General features: G+C 37.2%; 24 protein-coding genes and 1 pseudogene. 7 read left to right on the forward strand and 18 right to left on the reverse strand.

Annotated features, from left to right (window positions below; genetic code table 11):
- Positions 1–1,173: 1,173 nt before the first annotated feature.
- Positions 1,174–2,787, reverse strand: coding sequence for a diguanylate cyclase (locus tag OW492_RS03790; RefSeq protein WP_290038540.1), 1,614 nt, complete (start codon positions 2,785–2,787; stop codon positions 1,174–1,176).
- A gap of 126 nt (positions 2,788–2,913) precedes the next feature.
- Between OW492_RS03790 and OW492_RS03795 the strand changes: the two genes are divergently transcribed.
- Positions 2,914–3,210 (forward strand): MGMT family protein, encoded by a 297-nt coding sequence (locus OW492_RS03795; protein ID WP_290038542.1) that lies wholly within the window; start codon positions 2,914–2,916, stop codon positions 3,208–3,210.
- A gap of 46 nt (positions 3,211–3,256) precedes the next feature.
- A complete protein-coding gene (ppk2, locus tag OW492_RS03800) occupies positions 3,257–4,150 on the forward strand; it encodes a polyphosphate kinase 2 (protein WP_290038543.1) in 894 nt (297 codons plus the stop codon).
- 128 nt (positions 4,151–4,278) lie between these two features.
- On the opposite strand, the gene aroC is transcribed toward ppk2, so the two are convergent.
- Both aroC and prmB read right to left on the reverse strand, forming a co-directional pair.
- Entirely contained in the window at positions 4,279–5,367 is a 1,089-nt protein-coding gene (aroC, locus tag OW492_RS03805) for a chorismate synthase (protein WP_290038545.1), read from the reverse strand.
- A gap of 41 nt (positions 5,368–5,408) precedes the next feature.
- A complete protein-coding gene (gene prmB / locus OW492_RS03810) occupies positions 5,409–6,320 on the reverse strand; it encodes a 50S ribosomal protein L3 N(5)-glutamine methyltransferase (RefSeq protein ID WP_290038547.1) in 912 nt (303 codons plus the stop codon).
- Positions 6,321–6,377: 57 nt separating this feature from the next.
- On the opposite strand from prmB, the gene smrB reads away from it, so the two are divergent.
- The 3 genes from smrB (at position 6,378) to OW492_RS03825 (ending at position 8,905) form a co-directional block, all read left to right on the forward strand.
- Positions 6,378–6,923, forward strand: a complete 546-nt coding sequence (gene smrB / locus OW492_RS03815; RefSeq protein ID WP_290038549.1) for an endonuclease SmrB — start codon at positions 6,378–6,380, stop codon at positions 6,921–6,923.
- A gap of 43 nt (positions 6,924–6,966) precedes the next feature.
- Positions 6,967–7,887 (forward strand): DUF808 domain-containing protein, encoded by a 921-nt coding sequence (locus OW492_RS03820; RefSeq protein ID WP_290038550.1) that lies wholly within the window; start codon positions 6,967–6,969, stop codon positions 7,885–7,887.
- A 361-nt stretch (positions 7,888–8,248) separates the two neighbouring features.
- A complete protein-coding gene (locus OW492_RS03825; RefSeq protein ID WP_290038552.1) occupies positions 8,249–8,905 on the forward strand; it encodes a nitroreductase family protein in 657 nt (218 codons plus the stop codon).
- An 80-nt stretch (positions 8,906–8,985) separates the two neighbouring features.
- Here OW492_RS03825 and OW492_RS03830 read toward each other — a convergent pair whose 3' ends face one another.
- Positions 8,986–9,633 (reverse strand): glutathione S-transferase family protein, encoded by a 648-nt coding sequence (locus tag OW492_RS03830; protein WP_290038554.1) that lies wholly within the window; start codon positions 9,631–9,633, stop codon positions 8,986–8,988.
- Positions 9,634–9,751: 118 nt separating this feature from the next.
- Between OW492_RS03830 and OW492_RS03835 the strand changes: the two genes are divergently transcribed.
- On the forward strand, positions 9,752–10,618 hold the full coding sequence (locus OW492_RS03835) for a LysR family transcriptional regulator (RefSeq protein WP_290038555.1): 867 nt from the start codon (positions 9,752–9,754) through the stop codon (positions 10,616–10,618).
- Between the two features lie 14 nt (positions 10,619–10,632).
- Here the strand turns inward: OW492_RS03835 and OW492_RS03840 are convergent, their stop codons facing one another.
- From OW492_RS03840 to OW492_RS03895, 12 genes and pseudogenes are all read right to left on the reverse strand, one after another.
- Positions 10,633–10,878 carry a glutaredoxin gene (locus tag OW492_RS03840; RefSeq protein WP_290038557.1) on the reverse strand — a complete coding sequence of 82 codons (246 nt, stop codon included), beginning with the start codon at positions 10,876–10,878 and terminating at the stop codon, positions 10,633–10,635.
- A gap of 94 nt (positions 10,879–10,972) precedes the next feature.
- Complete coding sequence (locus OW492_RS03845; RefSeq protein WP_290038559.1) at positions 10,973–11,365, reverse strand: DUF4112 domain-containing protein; 393 nt, start codon at positions 11,363–11,365, stop codon at positions 10,973–10,975.
- Positions 11,366–11,640: 275 nt separating this feature from the next.
- The gene (locus tag OW492_RS03850; RefSeq protein WP_354669217.1) at positions 11,641–12,090 is read right to left on the reverse strand and encodes a carboxymuconolactone decarboxylase family protein; all 450 of its coding nucleotides are present in this window, start codon (positions 12,088–12,090) and stop codon (positions 11,641–11,643) included.
- Positions 12,073–12,450 (reverse strand): annotated as a pseudogene (locus tag OW492_RS03855) (carboxymuconolactone decarboxylase family protein); the annotation flags it as partial. The gene OW492_RS03850 and the pseudogene OW492_RS03855, both read right to left, overlap by 18 nt.
- Positions 12,451–12,508: 58 nt before the next feature.
- On the reverse strand, positions 12,509–12,874 hold the full coding sequence (locus OW492_RS03860) for a MerR family transcriptional regulator (RefSeq protein WP_290038560.1): 366 nt from the start codon (positions 12,872–12,874) through the stop codon (positions 12,509–12,511).
- Positions 12,875–12,970: 96 nt separating this feature from the next.
- Positions 12,971–13,378, reverse strand: coding sequence for a GFA family protein (locus OW492_RS03865; RefSeq protein WP_290038561.1), 408 nt, complete (start codon positions 13,376–13,378; stop codon positions 12,971–12,973).
- Between the two features lie 791 nt (positions 13,379–14,169).
- A complete protein-coding gene (locus OW492_RS03870) occupies positions 14,170–14,709 on the reverse strand; it encodes a hypothetical protein (RefSeq protein WP_290038563.1) in 540 nt (179 codons plus the stop codon).
- 589 nt (positions 14,710–15,298) lie between these two features.
- Complete coding sequence (gene arsJ / locus OW492_RS03875) at positions 15,299–16,540, reverse strand: organoarsenical effux MFS transporter ArsJ (RefSeq protein WP_290038564.1); 1,242 nt, start codon at positions 16,538–16,540, stop codon at positions 15,299–15,301.
- Positions 16,541–16,561: 21 nt separating this feature from the next.
- Positions 16,562–17,563 carry an ArsJ-associated glyceraldehyde-3-phosphate dehydrogenase gene (locus OW492_RS03880; protein ID WP_290038566.1) on the reverse strand — a complete coding sequence of 334 codons (1,002 nt, stop codon included), beginning with the start codon at positions 17,561–17,563 and terminating at the stop codon, positions 16,562–16,564.
- 35 nt (positions 17,564–17,598) lie between these two features.
- Positions 17,599–17,931: a metalloregulator ArsR/SmtB family transcription factor gene (locus tag OW492_RS03885; protein ID WP_290038567.1), complete on the reverse strand. Its 333-nt coding sequence runs from the start codon at positions 17,929–17,931 to the stop codon at positions 17,599–17,601.
- Positions 17,932–18,150: 219 nt separating this feature from the next.
- Positions 18,151–19,053: a pyridoxamine 5'-phosphate oxidase family protein gene (locus OW492_RS03890; RefSeq protein WP_290038568.1), complete on the reverse strand. Its 903-nt coding sequence runs from the start codon at positions 19,051–19,053 to the stop codon at positions 18,151–18,153.
- A gap of 10 nt (positions 19,054–19,063) precedes the next feature.
- Positions 19,064–19,501 carry a VOC family protein gene (locus OW492_RS03895; protein ID WP_290038569.1) on the reverse strand — a complete coding sequence of 146 codons (438 nt, stop codon included), beginning with the start codon at positions 19,499–19,501 and terminating at the stop codon, positions 19,064–19,066.
- A gap of 212 nt (positions 19,502–19,713) precedes the next feature.
- Here OW492_RS03895 and OW492_RS03900 point away from each other — a divergent pair, with 212 nt between their 5' ends.
- The gene (locus tag OW492_RS03900; RefSeq protein ID WP_290038571.1) at positions 19,714–20,289 is read left to right on the forward strand and encodes a TetR/AcrR family transcriptional regulator; all 576 of its coding nucleotides are present in this window, start codon (positions 19,714–19,716) and stop codon (positions 20,287–20,289) included.
- A gap of 17 nt (positions 20,290–20,306) precedes the next feature.
- Here OW492_RS03900 and OW492_RS03905 read toward each other — a convergent pair whose 3' ends face one another.
- Together OW492_RS03905 and sixA are read right to left on the reverse strand one after the other, a co-directional pair.
- A complete protein-coding gene (locus OW492_RS03905; protein ID WP_290038573.1) occupies positions 20,307–21,704 on the reverse strand; it encodes an aldehyde dehydrogenase in 1,398 nt (465 codons plus the stop codon).
- A gap of 78 nt (positions 21,705–21,782) precedes the next feature.
- Positions 21,783–22,259: a phosphohistidine phosphatase SixA gene (gene sixA / locus OW492_RS03910; protein WP_290038575.1), complete on the reverse strand. Its 477-nt coding sequence runs from the start codon at positions 22,257–22,259 to the stop codon at positions 21,783–21,785.
- Positions 22,260–22,643 lie beyond the last annotated feature (384 nt).

The following is a 22,643-nucleotide window of genomic DNA, read 5'->3' on the forward strand; positions in this document are numbered from 1 at the left end:
CCCGTGACAGCTCACACTTTTTTAAAAAAAACTGAAAGTTTATTACTTTATATGGCATTCGTAATGACATAAATTTTCAGTAGAAGTCATTTTATTAAATAACCCTGTGATAAAAAAATTAATTTTAATTACATTGCTTTGTGACTTTACGAGTTTTAAGAGAGCGCCTCAGGATTTTTAACTTTTACTATCATCACTTTATATTTAAAAAGCAAAACACGCAGTTTTACGCTTAGTAATGACTCACATTGACCTTACTATAATAGAGATTTCCTCTTCTAAACTGGTTTGTATCTAACGGTAATGAGTGATACCTCTCGGCTTACATTAAGTTAAAGTAATTAACTCATTGTCCTTTGAAATCGGTTGCTAAATCAGCAATACAAACTTAAACAGTAAGTTATTTTCGAAAAAGAATAGCTTAATTATTAGTCTATACGTGCTCGCGGAACTTATAGATTGCTTTATGATTAATTATTAAAAATCTACCCTAGGGGGAGGTTTAGCTTTGAGCTTCACACCAATAATAATCAGTCCTTTCCAACCAGGTAAACAACGAACAGCACAAAGTAAAAACTATGATTAAAAAAACACTACCGATTAGATTCAATGCAAACTTTCATCAGAGAGTCTAACCATAGACGTTTATCGTACTTGCAGCTTTTTAAGGGGTAAGAGCTCCATTATAGAGTTATGAAGTGAGCTCATTATCGTTTGATAAATGGGGAGGACACTTATAATGTATAGAACAAAGCCTGTAAGTAGATTCTTTTAATCCGGTTTAAGTGTTGTTATTTAAATAAATTCAATAACGCATTTTATTTATTATCTATGCTTTAGTAGATAACTCAACACTAATAAGCTCATAAATAACAACTAAATAGCCATCTATTTTTGAGGCGTTTGTAATTAAACCAGACTTTAAAAATAACTATCAAAAAAGATATCTAGCAAGGCAGGTATTAGTTAAATTATTAATTTCATTATAAAAGCTGTAACTCTAGAATTTTCAGCACACCTTCAGATGGCATTTCTCCGCTAAGATATTTTATCATGGGAGTTAAATTGTTTACTACGCTGCTCGGTACTGTTTAGCTAAAACCAAGAAAAGTGATTAGTTTACCTAGTAATAAATAACCACCTAAATATAAAAAACTTTAGGTTAGTTTTTTATTACTTTAATGGTTTAGTAAAGCAAAGTGTATTTTTTCCTGCTGATTTTGCATCATACATAGCTAAATCTGCGGCTCTCATTAACTGGTCATATTCTTGGCCATCTTCAGGAAATAATGCTACTCCAGCACTACCTGTCACCTTCAAATTAAGGTGTTGATTCATTTTGTATTCATCAAAAACAATATCCAGTAAATCTTTAATAACCGAAGAAACGTGCTGTTTATCCTTCACATCTTGCAATAAAATAACAAACTCATCTCCCCCTAACCTAGCAGGAATAACCTTAGGTAAAGAGTCATAAAAAGCTAATTCAGTTTTAGTTAAATCATTGATAGCAAAATAGTGAGTAAGGCGTTGTCCGAATAAGTACAATAGTTCGTCCCCCACTTTGTGCCCATAGGTGTCGTTAACCTCTTTAAACCCATCAAAATCAATAAAAACTAAAGCGCCCTTTTGATTGTATTTGATCATTTTAGCTAATGCTTTATGAGACAAACGATAAAAGTGATTGCGGTTGGGTAGGCCAGTATTCGAATCAAAATAGGCGAGTTTGGCAATCACGCTTTCTTTTGCTTCAATCGTTTCCATCATATGAGCAAACTGCATTTTTAGTGCATAGATCTCTTTTGGGACAGCCTTAGAAAAGGAAAATGCTAAATTAACTTTACTTTCACCTCTTTTAATTGAATTGATAATTTTTGATAGATTTTCCAATGGTTTAATAATCAACAAAGAAACAGGAATAGCAAATAAACACGCTAAACCCACCCCTATCAACATCACCATGATTGCTGCTTTATCTATCTCAACAGCTCTACCTTCTAACTCTTGAATAGGTTGTGGCACCATCACTCCCCACCCAGCGCCGGGCACATTGGTATAACCCGCAATCATATCCCCTTTCAAAGCAGGCGAGTAAAATTTATCAACCCCGGTTTTACCAGCTAGCATTTTTTGTACAGCGCTGATTTTACTCATATCCTTTCTAGTTTTTATCCAAGAAGCTAAAGGGTGAGCTAAAGCCTGACCAGCTTGATCAACAATCGCAGCATGACCTTTTTCACCAAAGGAGACCCGTTTTCCCATTTTGATAATGTATTCTGTAGACAGGTAACCCAATAAAATCTGATTTCCTAGCTTTTTAACCACTAACAGTAGCGGATTAGCGTCAATATTAGGGGCTTCTGTCACCGTAGAAATACGAATATCACGAATATCCTCTTCTCCTAACGTACTCTTAGCTAAGGATAAAATGGCTTTATCAGTTACAGGCTGACACTGGTCATGGTGACTAAAAATACAGGTTTGCAGTTCGCCATTTTCAGCAATGGCAGCCACTTCAAGGAACTGAAAACTTTTTAATAAAGCATTAAATTCAGGTGAAGTGACTTGTTTTTGAGAACCCGTTTCTAATATAGAAAAAACACCTAATATATCTTGATAGTATCGCTCAAAAGCAGTAGAAAGGTTCTTAGCGATCACTAAATGTTTTTCATTCACTTCTTGAATTTCAAGATCTAACGCTTTTGAATAAGGCCATGCCCAAAAAAGAGTCATAGGTATTATGACAATTAAGCAGAAAGTAATAATAAGTAAACCACGGATATTCATGTTTTTTCCGTTGACAAGTTAATGATGAGATTAATATTTAATATATATTACACGTTAAGTAATATATAACAGCCTTGTTTGATCAAATAACCGGCTAAGAAATCAAAGATATACGGAAACCGATTGATGGATGAATTTGCACAAAATATTTTTACCATTCTATCTTATTTAGAAAAAGGGAAATTAACCACCTATGGGCAACTTGCTAGCCAAGCAGGATTCCCAGCACATTCTCGTCATGTAGGCAAAATATTAGCAAAACTTCCTAAAGACACCCGTTTACCTTGGTATCGCGTGGTGAATTCACAAGGAAAAATTTCTTTAAAGGGTGATGCATTTATTAGACAGAAGGCCTTATTAGAAGCCGAGCAGATAGAAATTAATGAACAGGGAAAGATTATACAATTTAAACAATACCTCTAATAGCATGACCCATTATCTTGAATCTTAAAATAGATGGAGCGTCAACATGAAACAGGAACAATCAAGCGCTAAGAAAATAACCAATGTTAAACAAGCTTGCACGCTGTATTACCAAGCCATTAAAGCAGGTAAAACCACACCATTGTTATCCACCAAAGAAAGTCTCAAATTACTTCATCAAGAAGGTACTTTTACCTATTCAGAACGTCTTAATAAAAAAGAATATGAAACTAGCTTAGCCAAATTACAAATCGAGTTGGTGAAACTACAAGATTACCTATTAAATAGTGGTAAACGTTTAGTGGTGATTTGTGAAGGCAGAGATGCTGCTGGTAAAGGTGGTGCTATTAAACGTTTCACAGAATATTTAAACCCTCGTCATGCAAAGGTTATTGCTTTGGATAAACCCAGTGACCGAGAACAAGGACAATGGTATTTCCAACGTTATATTGACCACTTCCCAAGCGCAGGTGAAATCGTATTTTTTGACCGTTCATGGTATAACCGTGCGGGGGTAGAACGCGTCATGAACTTTAGCTCTAAAGATGATTTAGCACGTTTTTACCAACAAGCACCGTTACTTGAAAGCATGCTAGTAGAGTCCGATATTGTATTAGTAAAGTTTTGGTTTACCGTTGAAAAATTAGAACAACTGCGCCGTTTTCATGAACGCATGAGTAGCCCATTAAAACAATGGAAACTTAGTCCAATGGATTTCGAAGCGCTAGAAAAGTGGAATGAGTACGCCACTGCGCGAGATGATATGTTTAAGTTTACCGATAAAAAATCCACACCTTGGATCACTATTAATTCAAACGATAAACGCCGTGCTCGTATACATGCTATCCGCCACTTACTCAGTCAATTTGATTACCCTGATAAAGACAATAAACTAGTTAACGAGATAGATAACAACATAGTTCTGTTTAAACACAACTAACCCAACTATTTTGCTCTATATAGCTTCGACTCAAACTTATAAGTATTTAGTGACAAACAAAAAAATCCGATGTGGTTAAACATCGGATTTTAAATAACAGTAACTCGTTTTCATTTACTAAATGTAGATTATTTTAAGTGAGGTGTATTGGTTGTTACATGTAAATTTTGAGCACGATGGCGTAATACATGGTCAAGTAATGTGATCGCCATTTGCGCTTCTGCAATAGGCACAGCACGAATACCAACACATGGATCATGACGACCTTTTGTGATCATCTCTGTTGCTTCACCATCAGTCGTAATAGTGCGACCAGGAATAGTCAAACTAGACGTGGGTTTTAATGCAATTGACGCAACAATATCTTGGCCAGTTGAAATACCGCCCAGTACACCACCAGCATGGTTTGATAAAAAGCCTTCAGGTGTCATTTCATCACGATGCTCAGTGCCTTTTTGGTTTGCCACTTCAAAACCATCACCGATTTCCACACCTTTAACTGCATTAATGCTCATTAAAGAGTGTGCTAATTCAGCATCCAAGCGATCAAATACAGGTTCACCTAGACCAACTGGCACACCAGAAGCAACCACGGTTACCTTAGCACCAATCGAATTACCTTCTTTAATCAAGGCTTTCACGCAATCTTCTAGAGCAGTTAACTTACTCGTATCAGGGAAGAAGAAAGGATTGTTTTCTACTTCGTTCCAATCAATAGTATCAGGCGTGATATCGCCCATTTGGCTTAAGTAACCACGGATCTCAATACCAAACTGCTCTTTCAAGTATTTCTTTGCAATTGCTCCTGCTGCCACACGCATTGCGGTTTCACGTGCAGAAGAACGACCACCACCTCGATAATCGCGGTGTCCATATTTTTGATGGTAAGTGTAATCAGCATGACCAGGACGGAACAAGTCTTTAATCGCTGAATAGTCTTTAGAACGTTGATCGGTATTTTCAATGATCAAACCAATACTACAACCCGTTGTTTTACCTTCAAATACGCCCGATAAAATCTTAACTTGGTCACCTTCTTGACGCATGGTTGTATAACGTGATTGTCCCGGACGACGGCGGTCTAAATCATGTTGTAAATCTTCTTCAGTGATCGCTAAATTAGGTGGAATACCATCAATGATGCAACCTAACGCCACACCATGGCTTTCACCGAAGGTTGTCACTTTAAACACTTGACCAATACTGCTTCCTGCCATTGTTAATTTCTCACTTTAATAAATTTCAAAATAGATGTTAATTAAATGCTAATGTTATCAAGCTGTGCTTTAGTTAGAGCAAATACACCATGTCCACCGATTGAAAATTCAATCCATTGGAATGGGATCTCTGGGTAAGCAGCTTGTAAGTGCACTTGAGAGTTTCCTACTTCTACAAATAACACACCATCATCATTTAACATTGAACCTGCTTGACGCAACATTTCACGTACTAAGTCCAGCCCATCATCACCACAAGCTAATCCTAACTCAGGTTCATGTTTATATTCTTCCGGTAAGTTTGCCATATCTTCCGCATCAACATAAGGCGGATTAGATACAATCAAGTCGTACTTCTCATTTTCAACGCCACTAAATAGATCTGATTGAATAGGGAATACTTGTTGAGACAAACCGTGATTCTGGATATTAATATCAGCGACTTCTAATGCATCTTCAGATAGATCAACTGCATCCACTTCTGCATCAGGAAAAGCATAAGCACAAGCAATCGCAATACAACCACTACCAGTACATAAATCAAGAATGCGTTTTGGCGACGTTTGAACCCAAGGTTCAAACTTAGTTTCAATCAACTCTGCAATTGGAGAGCGTGGCACTAAGGTACGTTCATCAACATAAAACTCTAATCCCGCAAACCATGCACTATTAGTTAAGTACGGTACAGGAATACGCTGTTCAATACGTGTCACAATTAATTCAACCAACATTTTACGTTCACGTTGTGTTAGACGTGACTGTAAGATTGAGATATTACTTTGTAACTCAAGGTTTAATGACGGCAAGATTAGTTGTACGGCTTCATCCCAAGCATTATCAGTACCGTGACCAAAAAATAATCCAGCACGATTAAACTCTGTCACAGCCCAACGTAATATATCTTGAATGGTTACTAACTCATCAACCGCTTCATCACTAAAAATCGTATCCAATTTATTCTCCACTTAAGGTAAACTTCGCTCATTCAACTACCTAGTTTAGGAAAAACCATGACCGATTATAATAATGATGATGATTTTTCGCTGTTTAGCGCAGAATTTGCTGGTATCAAAAAATTGCAACAGGATACCATAAAATTGCCCCCGAAAAACATTAAGAATAAAGCGGTCATTAAAGAAAAACGTGAACAAAACTTTGAACAAAGCCATTTCTCTGATGCCTATGAACCATTACTGCCAAGTGAAGGTCCCGTTCGTTATAGCCGAAGTGATGCAGAAAAGTATTTAGTTAAGCAATTACGTCGTGGTGACTTCACACCAGAGATCATTCTTGACTTACATGGTTTAACGCAACAAGAAGCAAAAAGTGAGCTTGCTGCCTTGATTAACTGTTGTAAAAAAGAAGGGTTATATTGTTGTAGTGTGGTGCATGGCATGGGGAAACATGTACTCAAAAAACAAGTACCACTTTGGCTAGCACAACACCCTGATATTTTAGCTTTTCACCAAGCCCCTTTAGAGTTTGGTGGTCAAGGGGCGCTATCAATTTTAGTAGAACTAGAAGATTGGCAAATGAAAGAAGAAAAGAAACGCTAAATTAACATTAATTCAATCACCCGCTCAATCAAGAGGTCACGCTATGGCTAGCTTATTAATTTTATTAGATGACATTGTCACTGTGTTAGATGATGTTGCGTCAATGAGCAAAGTAGCGGCCAAAAAAACAGCCGGCATTTTAGGTGATGACCTAGCCCTGAACGCACAACAAGTGTCAGGCGTTAAAGCAGACCGAGAGATTCCTGTTGTTTGGGCTGTGGCAAAGGGGTCATTATTGAATAAAGCGATCATTCTGCCCATTGCACTGCTATTAAGCACCTTTTTACCCATCGCCATTAATATTTTGTTGTTAATCGGTGGGGTATATTTATGCTTTGAAGGTTTTGAAAAAATAGCACACTCCCTCTTTTCCGCGGACAAAGCACATCAAAAACAACAACGCCTCCAAGCCAATGCAGATCAGAATATTGACTTGCTGGCAGTCGAGCAGAAAAAGATCAAAGGCGCAATTCGTACCGATTTTATCTTATCTGCTGAAATCATTATTATTGCGCTCGCTTCCATCCCTTCAGATGACCTAGTTGCGCAGGTTTTAACCTTAACTGCGTTATCTATAGGATTAACCGGTTTTGTATATGGTTTTGTTGCAGCCATCGTAAAAATGGATGATTTAGGCTTATATTTAATGAACCAGTCTAAAGACAATACAAAATCTATGTTGCCTCTTGTAGGGAAGTCTTTAATCGCCTTTGCGCCTATCTTAATGAAATTATTAGTATTCGTTGGTACAGTGGCAATGTTCTTGGTGGGCGGTGGTTTAATAGAGCATAACCTCTCTTTTCTTGCTGAATGGGTCCATAACATCACAGCTTTATTTACCAATACTCCTGACTTAATCGCATCAATATTACCAAGCCTATTAACTGGAATTGTTGGTTTAGTAGCAGGTGGATTATGTTTCTTAGTGGTAACCCTAATAGGTAAGCTATCTAAAAAAACTTAATTTACCCAGTGGTTCCACTGTTGTTCAGCGTGAGAAACGTGCATACCCGAAGGAGAATAGGTCCATCTTCATTTTCAACTCAGCTTCAATCACCTTCAACATAAACAACACCTACTTGATACCGCCCTAACGCGCCAGTTTTCCGCATCGAATGTTAATTACACCACTGCAATTAGTTGAAGCGTCAGTTTCTATTGAGCCTCTATTATTAACAAATATTAGAAACTGTTTTTAGCATTACCAATCTTATAAAACCATAACAAATCAATATACTAGCCAACATCAAATGAGCGTACCTATTGCACTAATTACGCCCATGACAAAAATCGGCAAGACACTAAAAAATTCAGGAAATAAGATTATGAGCCAACAAATCATTAAAGACTTAAACGTTCGTTACACCACAAAAAAATACGATCAAACAAAACGCATTTCAGCTGAAGATATGCAAATAATCAAAGAAGCACTGCGTCTATCTGCGTCATCTATCAACTCACAACCATGGAAATTCATCGTTGTTGAAAGTGAACAAGGTAAACAACGTTTACATGATACATTTGCTAACAAGCATCAGTTTAACCAACTACATGCAAAAGAAGCATCACATACTATTTTATTTGCTTACGACCCTAAATTTACTAAAGACAAATTCCGTAAACGTGTCGATGCAGAAGTAAGCTCAGGTCACCTGCCAGCTGAAATGTACGAAAACTTCATGGGTGCTTACGCTTTTGCAGACTCAAATACTGATGAACATGGCTTTAACGGCTCATGGACTAAAGCACAGGTTTACCTTGCACTAGGTAACATCTTACATACTTTGCCACGCATGGGTATTTCATCAACACCAATGGAAGGTGTAGATGCTGATTTAATCGGTGAATTATTTAAAGAAGAGTTAGACGGGCACATCTGTGAAGTTGCATTAGCAATCGGCTACCCAAAAACAGAAGAAGATTATAACTATGGCTTACCAAAAGCACGTTTAGCAATGGATGACGTGATCACGGTTGTTTAATAAAATAATGCTAGTCACACATCCATGTTAGCTAGCTAAACCAATCTAGGGGACACAATGTTGTCCCCTTTTTATTGGCGTTAAACCTCTACACCCGCTTCATCGCATTCGACAATATCAGTTTCAGTGAGTGCTTGTGCTATCCAATCCTGCAACACAGGGCAACTCATCACAGACTTACAATACTGCTCCGCCAGAGGAGATAACCTAATTTGATATGTTTTTAAACGTAATACCACTGGAGCATACATTGCGTCTGTAATACTAAACTCACCAAATAACCATGAATTAGGGTACAACTCTTGTTGGCTAGCAAAAATATCATCAATACGCGCAATATCTTGTTTAGCCGCCGCTGACAACTCAACCTTACGCGTTGCTCTTATATTCATTGGCATTTCGTTTCTTAACGCCATAAATCCAGAATGCATCTCTGCACTTAAACTACGAGCTTGGGCTCTCTTTACAATATTTTTTGGCCATGCAGTTCCTGATAAATAAGCATCATTGATGTATTCACAAATCGCTAATGAATCCCATACTTTTAAATCACCATCAATCAGCGCAGGGACTTTCTGTACTGTAAAATATTTTTGTAGCGCAATATAAAAGTCTGGTGTATCAAGTACCAACTGAGTCTCATCAAATAATACATTGAATTTACTCATTAAATACCAAACTCTCAATGACCATGTAGAATAATTTTTATTACCAATAAATAATTGCATTACAACTCCTAAATGATTAAGTTATAAACAATATAAAGCATGGTGTAATTAAATACTCGCCAAAGTTTTTCATACATTACATCAATTAAACTGATGTATTATATGTTATAGGATGTAAATGGATATTGATGCTCTTCGTACATTTTTAGCCTTTGTTGATACAGGCAGCTTTACTCGTGCCGCACAGCAAGTCTGTCGGACTCAGTCAGCGGTTAGTATGCAGATGAAGAAACTGGAATCGGATGTTGCTAACCCATTATTTGTTAAACAAGGTCGACAACTTGTGCTTTCTAATGCAGGTATTCAGTTAGCCAGCTATGCTAAACAATTAATTGCACTGCATGACGAAGCTTATAAACAATTAAAAACAAGTGCTGGCCAGGTTCGTATACGTCTAGGTTGCCCTGATGATTATGCTCTCTCGATATTGCCCAAAATCACCGAACTCTTACATCAACTTATTGAACAACTAGATTTACAAATCACCTGTGCATCAACTACAGAACTAAAGAACCAGCTAGATCAAGGCTTACTAGATTTAATTATAGCGACTCGTTCTCCTAGTTCAGAAGAAGGATACTTCCTACATGCAAGTAGCGGTGTATGGGTTAAAAGTAAAGAGTTTAGTTACCATCGAGATATGACCTTACCAATCGCTATTTTTATGCGTGATTGTAAATTTCATCAAGCCGCAATAGAAGGATTATTAAAAACTGAGCGACAATTTAAAGTGATTGGCTGTTGTTCGAGTTTAAGTGCGCTTGATGCGCTAGTAAAAAACCATTTAGCAATAGGTGCAATAGCAGAAATAAGCAAAGCAGAGTCATTAATCATCATTGATGACCCAAGTTTGCCTGCTTTGCCAGCGGTAGATATCGTATTATTACTAGCAAACCATACTCATAACCCGATTAGCCAGACTATGGTAAAGCAATTAGCAGAGCAATTTGTTAATCAAGATAAGCTGGTAAAACCACCAGCTTAGAACAACTGTAAACATTAATAATATTGTTTTAAAAAGTGAATAATATCTTGAGACTCATACAGCCACTGGTCACTTTTGCCCTTTTCAGAAATCAATAAACAAGGTACCTGTACTTTACCGCCACCTGCCATTAGCTCTTTTCTCAACTTATCATGTACATCTAAATCTTTATAAGTCACCGCGACTTTCTGGCTTTGAATAACTTTGATGACTCGCTTACAGAATGGGCAATGTCCCATGTGATAAAGCGTTAATTTCATAAGGTTTCCTTTCAGATTAATATGTATAGATAACGCTTAACAATACGTAAAATGGTATGAATAACAACATAAATTAACCTGAATCCTTAACTTCTCAACCGACCTTCCCTTGCTTCATTAGATAATCTTTTAATAAATCCGTATTACGCGTATTGGCTTTAAAAAAGGCATCGAAAAGGTCACCAAACAAGGGAATCAGGCCACCAAAAAAATCGATCAATATATTAACGATCATCTTTAATTTAATACCTTTACTGACTCCCACCCGCTGCGCTTCAAACAACACATAACTTGATAACAGCACACCAATGGCATCACCAACAATAGGCACTAAGCCAATGATCGCATCAACCCCAACTTTAAATTGGGTAAAAGGGATACGAATACTGCTATCCGTTAATTTACTAAAACGCTCAAGACGTTTGATAGCCGCATCAATTTTTTGTTGAGAGAGTTTCTCGTTCTTTGTTTGTTTTGAGTTAAACACACTTTCTCCCCTTTTAAGTCACTCATTGAATAGTTTAATGGTATGTCTTTAATCACTTTTTATGACTATTACTTCTAGCATCATGATATTTATACGGAGACTGCCTGAACAGCTTTTATTCTAGTTAACTGCATCAAAAAATATAAGTCAGATAACTAGAGTATTTATAAGGTAAAACCGCTAGTACAACATAGTTCTATGTTAAACAGCAGTGTTGATTCGCTTTTCTTAACGCCCCTGTATTGAAGTTAAATAATAAATGCTAGAAGCCCTAGCTATGATGAACTACTTTCACTCATCACCTCTTTCAAAACTAAAGTGCCATTAATAGCGGCAGGGAAACCACAATAGACACTCATTAAAATAATGATTTCTCGAATCTCTATCTGGCTGACGCCTATATGTAAAGCGGCTTTAATATGAAATTTAAGCTGTGCTGAAGCAGTACCCATGGCAGTTAAAGCTGCGAGGGTGGCCATTTCTCGATGCTGAATATCTAAAGCGGGTCTTGAAAAAATATCGGCAAAACCGTATTCAATCACTAACCTAGCGAGATCGGGGGAGATATCTTCAAACGTCGCTTCTAAGTTTTCAACTTGATTCTCATCCAATTGACTTAGGCTTTGCACACCTAGCGCATAACGTGAAGCTCCTTCAGGAACAGAAGATGGCCGACTAACCCCAACTTCATCTAACTTGCCCTCTTGTTCGCGTTCCGCAACCACTTCCTTTAAGGCTAACATGCCATTAATCGCAGCGGGAAAACCAGCATAGCTAGACATTTGTAATATCACTTCTTGGATTTCAGCGATATTAGCCCCGACATTCAATGCACCATGAATATGTACTTTTAACTGCGGTGCCGCATTTCCCATGGCGGTTAGAGCAGCCACTACGCTTAACTCTTTTGACTTAAGTGCTAGCTCTGTACGGTTATAAACATCACCAAACCCATATTCGATAATGTACTTCACTAAGTCTGGTGAGCAGTCAATTAAACTCTCGACCACTTTTTCACCTGCCTCTTTATCGATGATTTTTAGATTCTTTAACCCTGTTTCATAACGCTCGTTTAATGTTGTCATATTAACCTCTATTTATTAATGGGATGAATAGAGGTTAACCCTTAGAGTAAACTCTAAGTCAACCGTTTAAGTTTTCGTAATAGAGGATTTTTTCTTTAATCTTCTTGAGGTGCAATGCCTCTAAAGCAATTCTTTCTTCTAAGATAACAACATGCTCTTGCAACAACTGCTTGCGTTGCTCTGCCGTTGACTCGCCCTGCTCTCGTAGATCGGCATACAACTTAATATTATCCAGCGGCATCCCCATCTCTTTTAAACGTTTAACAAATTCAATCCATTCGATATCTTTAGTAGTGAAAAATCGATGCCCACTACTATTTCTAGCGATGTGCTTTAACACACCAATTTTTTCATAATAGCGAATAGTATGGGAAGAGAGGTTAGTTAAGGTTGAAAAACGTTGAATATTGATAAAGACCTCCAAAGACGTTAATTCGAGAGAGATTGAAAGTGATGGTTAATCATTTAAGTCTAAAATCTATGTTTTACCTAGGAATCAGCTTTACTTTGCTATCTACTTTTAAAATTCTCTGCCTTCACAAAATGCGGGTATCTCAGACTGAAGAGTACTCCAATTAGCTCGGTACTTTGTATAGATTTGAGCGTCAATGATCACGGGAATATCATCATCAAAAAGGGCAATAGCTAATTCTATTTCTTCTATTGGTGCGTCTTTAACTCTAAAGCCTAAACTTGAGCCGCACTCTTTACAAAAAGAGCGAGTGGTACCATTCGGGGCTGTAAAATCTTTTATAAACTCAACCCCAGTACTCCATGTTAATCCTTTTACACTGACCAGTGTACCAAATGCAGCACCATGAAATTTTTGACACATAGTGCAATGACAATTAGCCGCCTTTTCGTTAAAGCCATCAACGACAAAAGTAATTCGATGACATAAGCAAGAACCTTTGTATGTATGATTCATAGTGATTCCCGATTAGGTAACTAGTTTTATGATTTCTATTTTGGATAAGTGGTAGGCATTCTGTTTGTAACTTATAAAGCTACTGTTCTTATTTTAGGCCTAAGGGCGACAAAAGCCGCCCTCGCCAAAGATCAAATAAATAAAAGCAACAAATAAGCAGAAGCTTTGATAATTGCCGCTATATCAATACTAATCTCGATTTTCGAAGTTTTAAGAGTGAACATAATGTTCTCCGTAATAAACCCCGAGCCGGCTCAGGAAAATTAAACACCTGAGCTTAACGTCACAGGCCAGTGACGCCATTTATCGGATTGCTGCCCAATAAATGGATTTGTGGTGAAGGTACCAACTTCACCAGCAGGGTGTGGTACCACAGACATCAAAGGTCTGGTAAGACATTGCTGGGTTCAGCTCAATGATATTCATGCACCCCTAACACGAAATGTAGGTTATTCCAGCCTTGCCAGAGCCAACACTTCGGTATTCTTTAAAAAAGAATGAGGCTGTAGAGTTTCTCTATTTTCGACAAAAATTAGCAACTCTTGAAATTAATAATCTAATAAAACAATAAGGTAGAATTGTAATTTGTCATAAATTTGTAAAAACGAGCTCTTTTACCACTTGTTGAGAAACAAACATAGCACACTTTTTTTATTTCATTTAAAGTACTTTTAGCATTATTTATGGGAAATTTTTAATTAATTTATACGTAATACTACTGTTATTGGCTTCGAGAATTTCAAGGAAAGCTCCTTTGTAACCAATTATTTTTGATGATGATAAATCATACTCTACATCATTGTTAAATACTGACCTCCATTATTGTTACTGAATTCTCTATAACCTATGTTAATTTTGTCTCCGACTCGACCACTATAAATTAAAGTTTGCTGAAAACTACTACCTCTTTCAGATAATTGTTTTTTACGTTCGTAATCTCCCGTATAGCATTCTTTATTACCTAAAGTTGTCACCACACATAATTTTGAATTTTGGGTTTTACGCAATGATAATGCTTGGATAGGATCTGCTAAAACACTCCGAGAAACACCTTGAGATGAATAGAAGTCATCTTTATTATCAAACCCAATTTGTTTATATTTTTGAGGAGGAATATCATAAAGTAAACCATCAATCATTTGATTAACTACCAGTACATCTTCTTCTGTAATTGTGCCTTTTTGAACTAAGTAATCTCCAATATAAACTGTAATAACTTTATTTAGTTCAGGATAATCAACTTGATTGACATATGTTTCAGTTCCATTGTATTTAACTGTAGTACAAGCACTTAAAAAGGACACTAAAAATAGTGATAGAAATTTTTTCATTTAAATCTCCGAAAATTGAAAAATACTACTAACCAACTCCTTACTGAGATGCAAAAATAGTTAGCTAATACAATTGATGAGGATAGTGTTAATACAACACAAAAAGCTGTAGGACAAAACTTCAAACTCACATAACCGAAGGAACAAACTTGCTAAACCTGCAGAAGTAAGTTTCATCATCAACTTGCTTCTTTAACAACCTCTCAGTCTCATAAAGGATAAGAAAAACGGTTCAGAATTTGTTCTCAGTTTTAGGTTTAAAACCGATCATACAGGTGTTAGCTGCTGGACCGCACTTAGATACATTAAATGGAACCTCCAAGCATTTTCCATACATACCAAGAAACCAAGTTATTTCATGTTAACAATGAAAGTACGAAATAGTTTAATTTGCTAAAATATACGCTGAAAGACAATAAAAAGTCAAAAAAATAATAATTAAACACAAAGGAAAGATCCCTATTAATAATAAAAATAGGGAATAATAACTCTCTTAACATCAACACATTATAACTTTAAGAAAGGTTTTGAATTATTTCTCCTCCCCTTTTATAAACTAAAGGCCTTAAGTTATTGCCGCTAGTAATATTTAACCATTCGGATTACTTGCATCGCTTCCCTGCTCAGGTAGCTTCAATGAAATGATGCTAGTGATCACTAGGAAAGCAAAAGCTATCCATAAACACGCGGCAAAACCGTAGGCTTGATAAACCCAGCCAGATAATACGGTGCCGACTAAACGCCCCATTGCGTTTGCCATGTAATAGAAACCTACATCTAATGACACCCCATCTTGTTTGGCATAACTGATGATTAAGTAGGAATGTAACGAGGAGTTGATCGCGAAAATAGCACCAAAAATCAATAATCCAACGATAATCAAGGTTTGTACTTGCCACTCAAGTTGTATACCTATCGCTAACAGACCTGTTACAACCGCTAATAATGTGCACCATAGCATGGCATTTTTACCGCCTGGTGTTGTTCCCTCTTTCGCAAAGAAGGCGGTTATTTTAGGGGCAAAGCCTTGCACTATGCCGTAGGCAATCACCCAAGCGGCGAGGAAAGCGCCAACGACAGAGTGTGACCAACCAAAGATGCTGGCTAAGTAAATAGGTAAAGCCACCACAAACCATACATCACGTGATGCAAACAGGAATAAACGTGCTGCTGATAAGATGTTCACTGGGCCTGATTTTGAAAACATCTGACTAAACTTAGGTTTAGTTTTAGCTTTCCCTAAATCCCCTTCGAGGAACATCAAGCTCATCACAAACACCGCGGCCAATAGACCCGCCATGATCAACAAGGCTACTTGGAAACCCACCAGCGTTAACAGTAATCCACCGATGAAAAAACCTGCGCCTTTTAACGCGTTTTTAGAGCCAGTTAATACTGCAACCCAATGGTAAAGTTTACCCTGTTGATTATTAGGAATAAGCGTTTTGATGGCGCTTTTAGCACTCATTTTATTGAGATCTTTAGCGATACCAGACAAAGCTTGCGCCATCATCACCCAAGGTATGGTTAACCATTCACTAGGGACGGTAAGCAACAATAACGCAACGACTTGCATGGCTAAGCCAATGTTCATGGTGCGATTTAAACCTACTCGCGCACCCAACCAACCGCCAACAAGGTTGGTGATCACTCCGAATACTTCATAAAATAAAAACAATAAAGCGATGTTTAAAGGGCTATAGCCTAATTGATAAAAATACAGCACCACTAACATGCGAAGTGCGCCATCTGTTACGGTAAAATTCCAATAGTTAAAGGTTACTAATAAATATTGTCGTAAGGATTTATCTAACGTTAAAAACCACTTCATTGCTTTTATTCCTAACGGCTATTACATTAATGAGAATTTTTTAATTAATTCAGCAGTACGCGTTGCGTAACCCATCTCGTTATCGTACCAAGCATAGATTTTTAACATACGCTTACCGATTAACATGGTTGATAAGGCATCTACTATGGTTGAACGTTGGTCACCGCGGTAATCAATTGATACTAATGGGCGCTCTTCATATCCTAAAATACCCGCTAATTCACCTTCTGATGCTTTTTTTAATAGTTGGTTAACTTCTTCGACGCTGGTATCTCTTGCCACTTCAAAAACAATGTCTGTTAATGATGCATTAGCTAATGGTACACGTACTGCATGACCGTTAATTTTGTCTTTTAAATCAGGGAAAATTTCAATAATTGCTTTTGCTGATCCCGTCGTTGTGGGAATTAAGCTCATGCCACAAGCACGCGCACGACGAAGGTCTTTGTGGGGCGCATCAAGAATAGTTTGTGTATTGGTTAAATCATGAATAGTTGTGAATGCGGCATTAGTAATGCCCAGTTTTTCATAAATAACTTTCACAACCGGTGCGATACAGTTAGTGGTACAAGATGCTGCTGTAATGATTTTATGAAACTCTGGTTTGAAGGTTTCTTCATTCACACCTACCACAATATTAGCGACATCAGGGTGTTTAACCGGAGCTGAAACCACCACTAATTTAACGCCTTGTGCTGTGTATTTATCTAATAAGGCCTTCTCTTTGTTAACGCCTGTTGATTCAATAACAACATCACAGCCAGACCAATCAACAGCATCGATTTCCCCCTGTTGCGTTACTTTAATTGATTGCCCTGCTACTTCCATAGTGTTGTCAGTGCAAGTAACGGCGTGATTCCAACGACCTTGTACTGAGTCAAACTCTAATAGGTGCGCTAAGGTTTTTGCATCACCAGCTACATCATTTACTTGTACAAATTCAACTTCTGGCCAATCGAATGCTGCGCGCATTGCTAAACGACCGATACGTCCAAATCCATTAATACCTACTTTAATTGTCATGTTCGCTCTCTCTTTTTAATTTACATTTAATCTGGTTATTTTTCTGTCATTTTGCTTTGTTGATAGTTTTCAATATCATCAAGGTATTCTGCTTTTAAACATTTTGAAGTGGTTAACCCTGCAATCACTTTGCGCATCCAACCTGGTAACGCAGGATTGACTTGGTAATAGATCCACTGTCCTTCACGCTGATCCAAGAGCACACCCGATTGACGTAAAATTGCAAGGTGACGTGATATTTTTGGCTGACTTTGATCCAGTGCCAAACACAGTTCACCGACACTGATCCTTTCCTCTCTTGCGATTAAGATAAGGCAGCGTAATCGTGTTTCATCGGATAACATTTTAAAAAACTGATGCGGTTGCATATAAAATTCCATATATTCACATATGCGTATATTATAGTAAGTAAAAATAAGAATGCAATACGACATAAACCAATGCACTAGATTTTTCTATCCTTAATACAAACAGAATAAACTATGAAATTGACAGTTATATGAACCATCCAAACCACTGCTTTATGATGTATTAAAAAACTAATAACTGACTTTAAGAGAAGGTTTAATGTAAATAGAAATGAATGATTATTGACTACGGTAAGCTAGGCTATTGCTTAATATAGTAAATTTATGAGGTGTGAAGCATAACGTACGTTTTGCTTCGCTCTGTTTCTGGTTTGATTGACCTTGTATTGTATCTGGCCATAGTATTTCACAGGTCACTTTTATCTGTATAGCATGTCCCTGCTGCCAATCACAAAATAATAAGCTCGCCGTGGGATTCTCCAGTAAGTTACCTAAGGTATTAAAAAAGCCATTACCTAAATAATCTTCGACTAATAATTGCCCCTTGTTGTTAATACGAACAAAACCAGCTTCCCCGCCACGATGCGAGATATCAGCGCCACGACTTCTGTTATCTTCTCCATCATCAAAGTAGCTGGCAATAAAAAAACTATCTGCTTGGCAAATCAAGGTTCGCAGGTTATTGGTCATTATGGTCGAAGATAGCTGCGACGTGGGATCATAATGTGCATTGCTGACCAATGTTTTAGGTTGAATATATTTAGGGCAATTTCCATAACTCTGTAACACCAATACTTTGATGTTCTTTTGGTTAATCTCAGTAATGATCGCATTAACGCGGTTACGTCGCTTTGTATTAAACTCAATAGCGAGTAAACCAATACGATCTCCCACGTTAATTTGATTGTTCCTGAAATCACTCATTGGGTTTTGTGTATTGATCCATAATTCAGTCTCTGTGGGTGAAGAAATAAAGCCCTCTTCACCAAACAAAATACTGCTTTGAATGATTGAAGTGGTATCACGATAAGCCATGAAAATCATAGTCTGAGACTGAAAAAATTCACGATGTTGTAAAGGCATAAATTCACGAATGAATTTAGGGCCAATGTCAGCCATTCGTTGTTCAGTACCTACCCGCTTCTGTATTAAGCGCTCACCTTGATGCCAACTATTTTCCATCGTATTCTCTTTATTGACTAATCAATTCAAGTCTAATACCACCCGGAATCGAACACATCATGTGTACAAAAGGCGAATCACCTAATGCTTCTGGTGCAAACTCAATAGCTACTTGATCAAGTTTAAGTAGCTTCTGATAAAGAGTATGTAATTGTTCGATGCTATTCACTTTTAACGCAAAATGATGCAAGCCAACATTCTTAGTACGATCAAACGCTATCAAATTCTCTGCATCTTTGATCTGCCATAACGTCAACATAACAGTGCCATCAGATACAAAAATGGCAGGGTAAGCTGGTTTTTCACCTACTTTTTTAAAGTTTAATTGTTCAATAAAGAAAGCGGCAGTTTGTTTAATATCTGGAACAGTAAGACCTAAATGATGGATACCTGAAGTAGCAATTGTTGTAACGGTTGCATTACTGCTTTCTGTTGATGTAGAGCACATAGTAAATACCTTTATTAAGTTTTCATTTATAAAAATATTTGTTTCACAAATAACAGTATTAATGCCAATAGATATGATGACAAAAACAAGAGTGAACAAATCTGTTTACCACTATAGGTGAACAGAACTGTTTACGTCAAGTTTAAATTGGTTATAATTCAGTTATCACATGCCGTGTATTAACATCGCTCCTAAAGAGGACAGCCAATTAAATGCAACCAAGAAAACAACACTTAATCGATATAGCATTGATTTTATTCAATAAATATGGATATCACGCAACCGGAATCGATTTAATTTTAGCGGAATCAGGGGTTTCTAAGGCAACACTGTATAAGCATTTTCGTAGTAAAGAAGAATTGATATTGGCAGCATTACAACTTCGTCATGAACAAGTTGTCAGTAAATTGAAAGATAAAGTTGAAGGTAATAAGCAAAGCCCCAAAAATAATGATCCCGTTGAGAATGTATTGGTTATTTTTGATAATTTAAGTGAATGGTTTAATAGTGAAACTTTCTTTGGGTGTAATTTTATTAATGTCAGCGCAGAATACGCAGACTCTAATCATCCAATTAATATTTTTGCGGCAAAACATAAACAGGTGATTGTAGATATTATTGCAGCGCAATTAGCCACTAAAGCAACTGATAAAGCCACTCAAAAGAAAGCAGATCAAATAGGATTATTAGTTGAAGGAGCGATTGTGATGGCCCACACTCGAGGCATGAAGCAATCCGCATTGATCGCAAAAGAGATGGCCAGAATAATACTTAAAACACAACCCTAAAAATCCCAATAGTTCAGTTATTTAAATAATCTTTTAAGCAGTGATAATTTGTTTTTATAGGGTGGATATAGCAAGGGTAGGTCTAACCAAGTAGATGCCCTAAGTACACTCTTTTGATGTGAAAAACAGTCAAAACCGTGTTTGCCGTGATAGCTCCCAATACCACTTAAGCCTACCCCACCAAAAGGTAGATTCGGGTTAGCAAGGTGTTGAACACAATGGTTGATAGCAATACCACCTGCTTGGATTTTTGAGTTTAACAGTGCTTGAGTCTGTTTACTTTCAGAGAAGATATAAGCGGCTAGTGGATGCGCTGGTAAATGTTCAATAACCTGCAATACCTGATCGTAATTGGTAAAACCTAACACGGGTAGAACAGGCCCGAAGATCTCTTGTTGCATGATTGCATCAGATAAATCTACGTTGGTCATCACTGTCGGTGCAATATAGCCTTGTTCGATATCAAACTGACCGCCTACTAGCACCTTATCTTGTTCAATTAATTCACTAATGCGCTGCGTATGTCGCTGATTTACAATTCGCCCTAATGCTTCATTATTGAAAGCATTATCACCGTATAACTCAGTGATTCTCGCTACTAGTTTATCTAAGAATGTTTGTTTAATACTGTCATCAACTAATACATAATCAGGAGCAACACAGGTTTGTCCGGTATTTAACATTTTACCGTAAACAATACGTTTAACGGCGATATCAATATTCGCATCGGCACACACAATACACGGGCTTTTACCACCTAACTCAAGAGTCACTGGCGTTAACTGTTTAGCCGCTTGCTGCATCACAATTTTTCCCACTTCGCTACTGCCAGTGAAAAAGATATGGTCAAACTTTTGGGCTAACAAAGCGGTCACATGCTCGACTTCACCACTAATACAGTGGACATATTCAGATGCAAAAGTGGCATTAATTAACGAGGTTAATACGCGACTCACATTAGGTGTTAATTCAGATGTTTTAATAATACATGTGTTACCTGCAGCAAGTGCAGCAATTAACGGAGAAAGGCACAATGAAACCGGGTAATTAAAAGGAGAAATAATTAAGCAAACACCTAAGGGTGTTGCATGGATATGACTTTTTGCAGGTTGTAAAAAATATGGCGTTGATACTTTTTTAGGTTTCATCCACTTTTTAACATGCTTTATGGTGTCCGTTAATTCATTTAACACAAACCCGACTTCAGTAAGATAAGCCTCAAACTCTGATTTATGCAAATCGACATTGAGGGCTCCAATCAAAGCGCTTTTGTTTGCTGTCACCGCCTGTTTCAATCGTGTTAGCTGTTGTACACGATAAGCTAATGAGAAAGGTTTATTTTTCATGAAAAAAGTACGTTGGGCTTGTACTCTTTGTTCATAATCAGCCATTAAAAAAGCAGTATCTTCGAGCATAGTTGAGGCTACCATATATGGAATATATATTTATGCGGAGCAATGATACGGCGTGTTAACGCCGAGCAAGAAAAACCGTTAATCTATGATTTGAGATACTGTCGTTAAACTAACTAATTCAGCAAAGCCATCTTCATCATTAAGTGAGATATGTCCAACAGCAGAGGTAGAGAAAGCAGGAACACCAGCCGAAGGTACTAATTCACCAACGATGTAACCTACTAAAGGGAGATGTGAAACCAGTAATACAGATTGAATACCTTCAGCTTGTAAAGCGAGTATTTCATCAACAGATTTTCGAGCACTGCCGGCTGGCGTTAAACAGGGTAAAACTTGGATATTGCTAATGCCTTCAAAAAAAGGACTGACTGATTGCCAGGTTTGCTGGGCTCTTATGTAGGGGCTCACTAATACAGCATCAAATTTAACATCTTGTTTTACTAAATACTTAGCCATTATCTCTGATTCATGACGCCCTTCATCCGTTAGGTTACGTTCTGAATCTGAATTAGCCATCATTTCTGCTTGTCCATGGCGCATAATATATATTTGCATAAATTCATTTCTCCAAATAAATAAGTATCACGAATATTGTGTTCGTTACTTATGATAGTAGTTAGCCACGGTTATTACCGTCTAACTGATTTTATTAATCATCAATAAATGCATTGCCTACTAACGTTCGATATAGGTTAATACGTTATTGTTATGCAATATGATCAATTCCACTGTGCATTGCTGTTCCTTAGCAATAGCGATAAAGCGGCTTAAAATCATACTGCAATATAACTCAAAGAAAAGCGTAAAGCTTTTATTTCAGTAAAGGTTTTTAACTTATACGATTGTTTTACTTTTATTTTACAAATAGTTTTAATCCCCTTAACACGAATTTAAAACATTTTGAAGATTGAAGTTGCTTGGGTTTGGCAGTATATTTTC

The sequence above is a fragment of the Psychromonas sp. 14N.309.X.WAT.B.A12 genome, from assembly GCF_030397575.1.
Taxonomy (GTDB): domain Bacteria; phylum Pseudomonadota; class Gammaproteobacteria; order Enterobacterales; family Psychromonadaceae; genus Psychromonas.

What these genes read in the sequence shown, in the direction of transcription:
- OW492_RS03790 (WP_290038540.1), bottom strand. Translation starts at nt 2,787, where the DNA reads ATGAATATCCGTGGTTTACTTATTATTACTTTCTGCTTAATTGTCATA.
- OW492_RS03795 (WP_290038542.1), top strand. Translation starts at nt 2,914, where the DNA reads ATGGATGAATTTGCACAAAATATTTTTACCATTCTATCTTATTTAGAA.
- ppk2 (WP_290038543.1), top strand. Translation starts at nt 3,257, where the DNA reads ATGAAACAGGAACAATCAAGCGCTAAGAAAATAACCAATGTTAAACAA.
- aroC (WP_290038545.1), bottom strand. Translation starts at nt 5,367, where the DNA reads ATGGCAGGAAGCAGTATTGGTCAAGTGTTTAAAGTGACAACCTTCGGT.
- smrB (WP_290038549.1), top strand. Translation starts at nt 6,378, where the DNA reads ATGACCGATTATAATAATGATGATGATTTTTCGCTGTTTAGCGCAGAA.
- OW492_RS03820 (WP_290038550.1), top strand. Translation starts at nt 6,967, where the DNA reads ATGGCTAGCTTATTAATTTTATTAGATGACATTGTCACTGTGTTAGAT.
- OW492_RS03825 (WP_290038552.1), top strand. Translation starts at nt 8,249, where the DNA reads ATGAGCCAACAAATCATTAAAGACTTAAACGTTCGTTACACCACAAAA.
- OW492_RS03830 (WP_290038554.1), bottom strand. Translation starts at nt 9,633, where the DNA reads ATGCAATTATTTATTGGTAATAAAAATTATTCTACATGGTCATTGAGA.
- OW492_RS03835 (WP_290038555.1), top strand. Translation starts at nt 9,752, where the DNA reads ATGGATATTGATGCTCTTCGTACATTTTTAGCCTTTGTTGATACAGGC.
- OW492_RS03840 (WP_290038557.1), bottom strand. Translation starts at nt 10,878, where the DNA reads ATGAAATTAACGCTTTATCACATGGGACATTGCCCATTCTGTAAGCGA.
- OW492_RS03865 (WP_290038561.1), bottom strand. Translation starts at nt 13,378, where the DNA reads ATGAATCATACATACAAAGGTTCTTGCTTATGTCATCGAATTACTTTT.
- OW492_RS03870 (WP_290038563.1), bottom strand. Translation starts at nt 14,709, where the DNA reads ATGAAAAAATTTCTATCACTATTTTTAGTGTCCTTTTTAAGTGCTTGT.
- arsJ (WP_290038564.1), bottom strand. Translation starts at nt 16,540, where the DNA reads ATGAAGTGGTTTTTAACGTTAGATAAATCCTTACGACAATATTTATTA.
- OW492_RS03880 (WP_290038566.1), bottom strand. Translation starts at nt 17,563, where the DNA reads ATGACAATTAAAGTAGGTATTAATGGATTTGGACGTATCGGTCGTTTA.
- OW492_RS03885 (WP_290038567.1), bottom strand. Translation starts at nt 17,931, where the DNA reads ATGCAACCGCATCAGTTTTTTAAAATGTTATCCGATGAAACACGATTA.
- OW492_RS03890 (WP_290038568.1), bottom strand. Translation starts at nt 19,053, where the DNA reads ATGGAAAATAGTTGGCATCAAGGTGAGCGCTTAATACAGAAGCGGGTA.
- OW492_RS03895 (WP_290038569.1), bottom strand. Translation starts at nt 19,501, where the DNA reads ATGTGCTCTACATCAACAGAAAGCAGTAATGCAACCGTTACAACAATT.
- OW492_RS03900 (WP_290038571.1), top strand. Translation starts at nt 19,714, where the DNA reads ATGCAACCAAGAAAACAACACTTAATCGATATAGCATTGATTTTATTC.
- OW492_RS03905 (WP_290038573.1), bottom strand. Translation starts at nt 21,704, where the DNA reads ATGCTCGAAGATACTGCTTTTTTAATGGCTGATTATGAACAAAGAGTA.
- sixA (WP_290038575.1), bottom strand. Translation starts at nt 22,259, where the DNA reads ATGCAAATATATATTATGCGCCATGGACAAGCAGAAATGATGGCTAAT.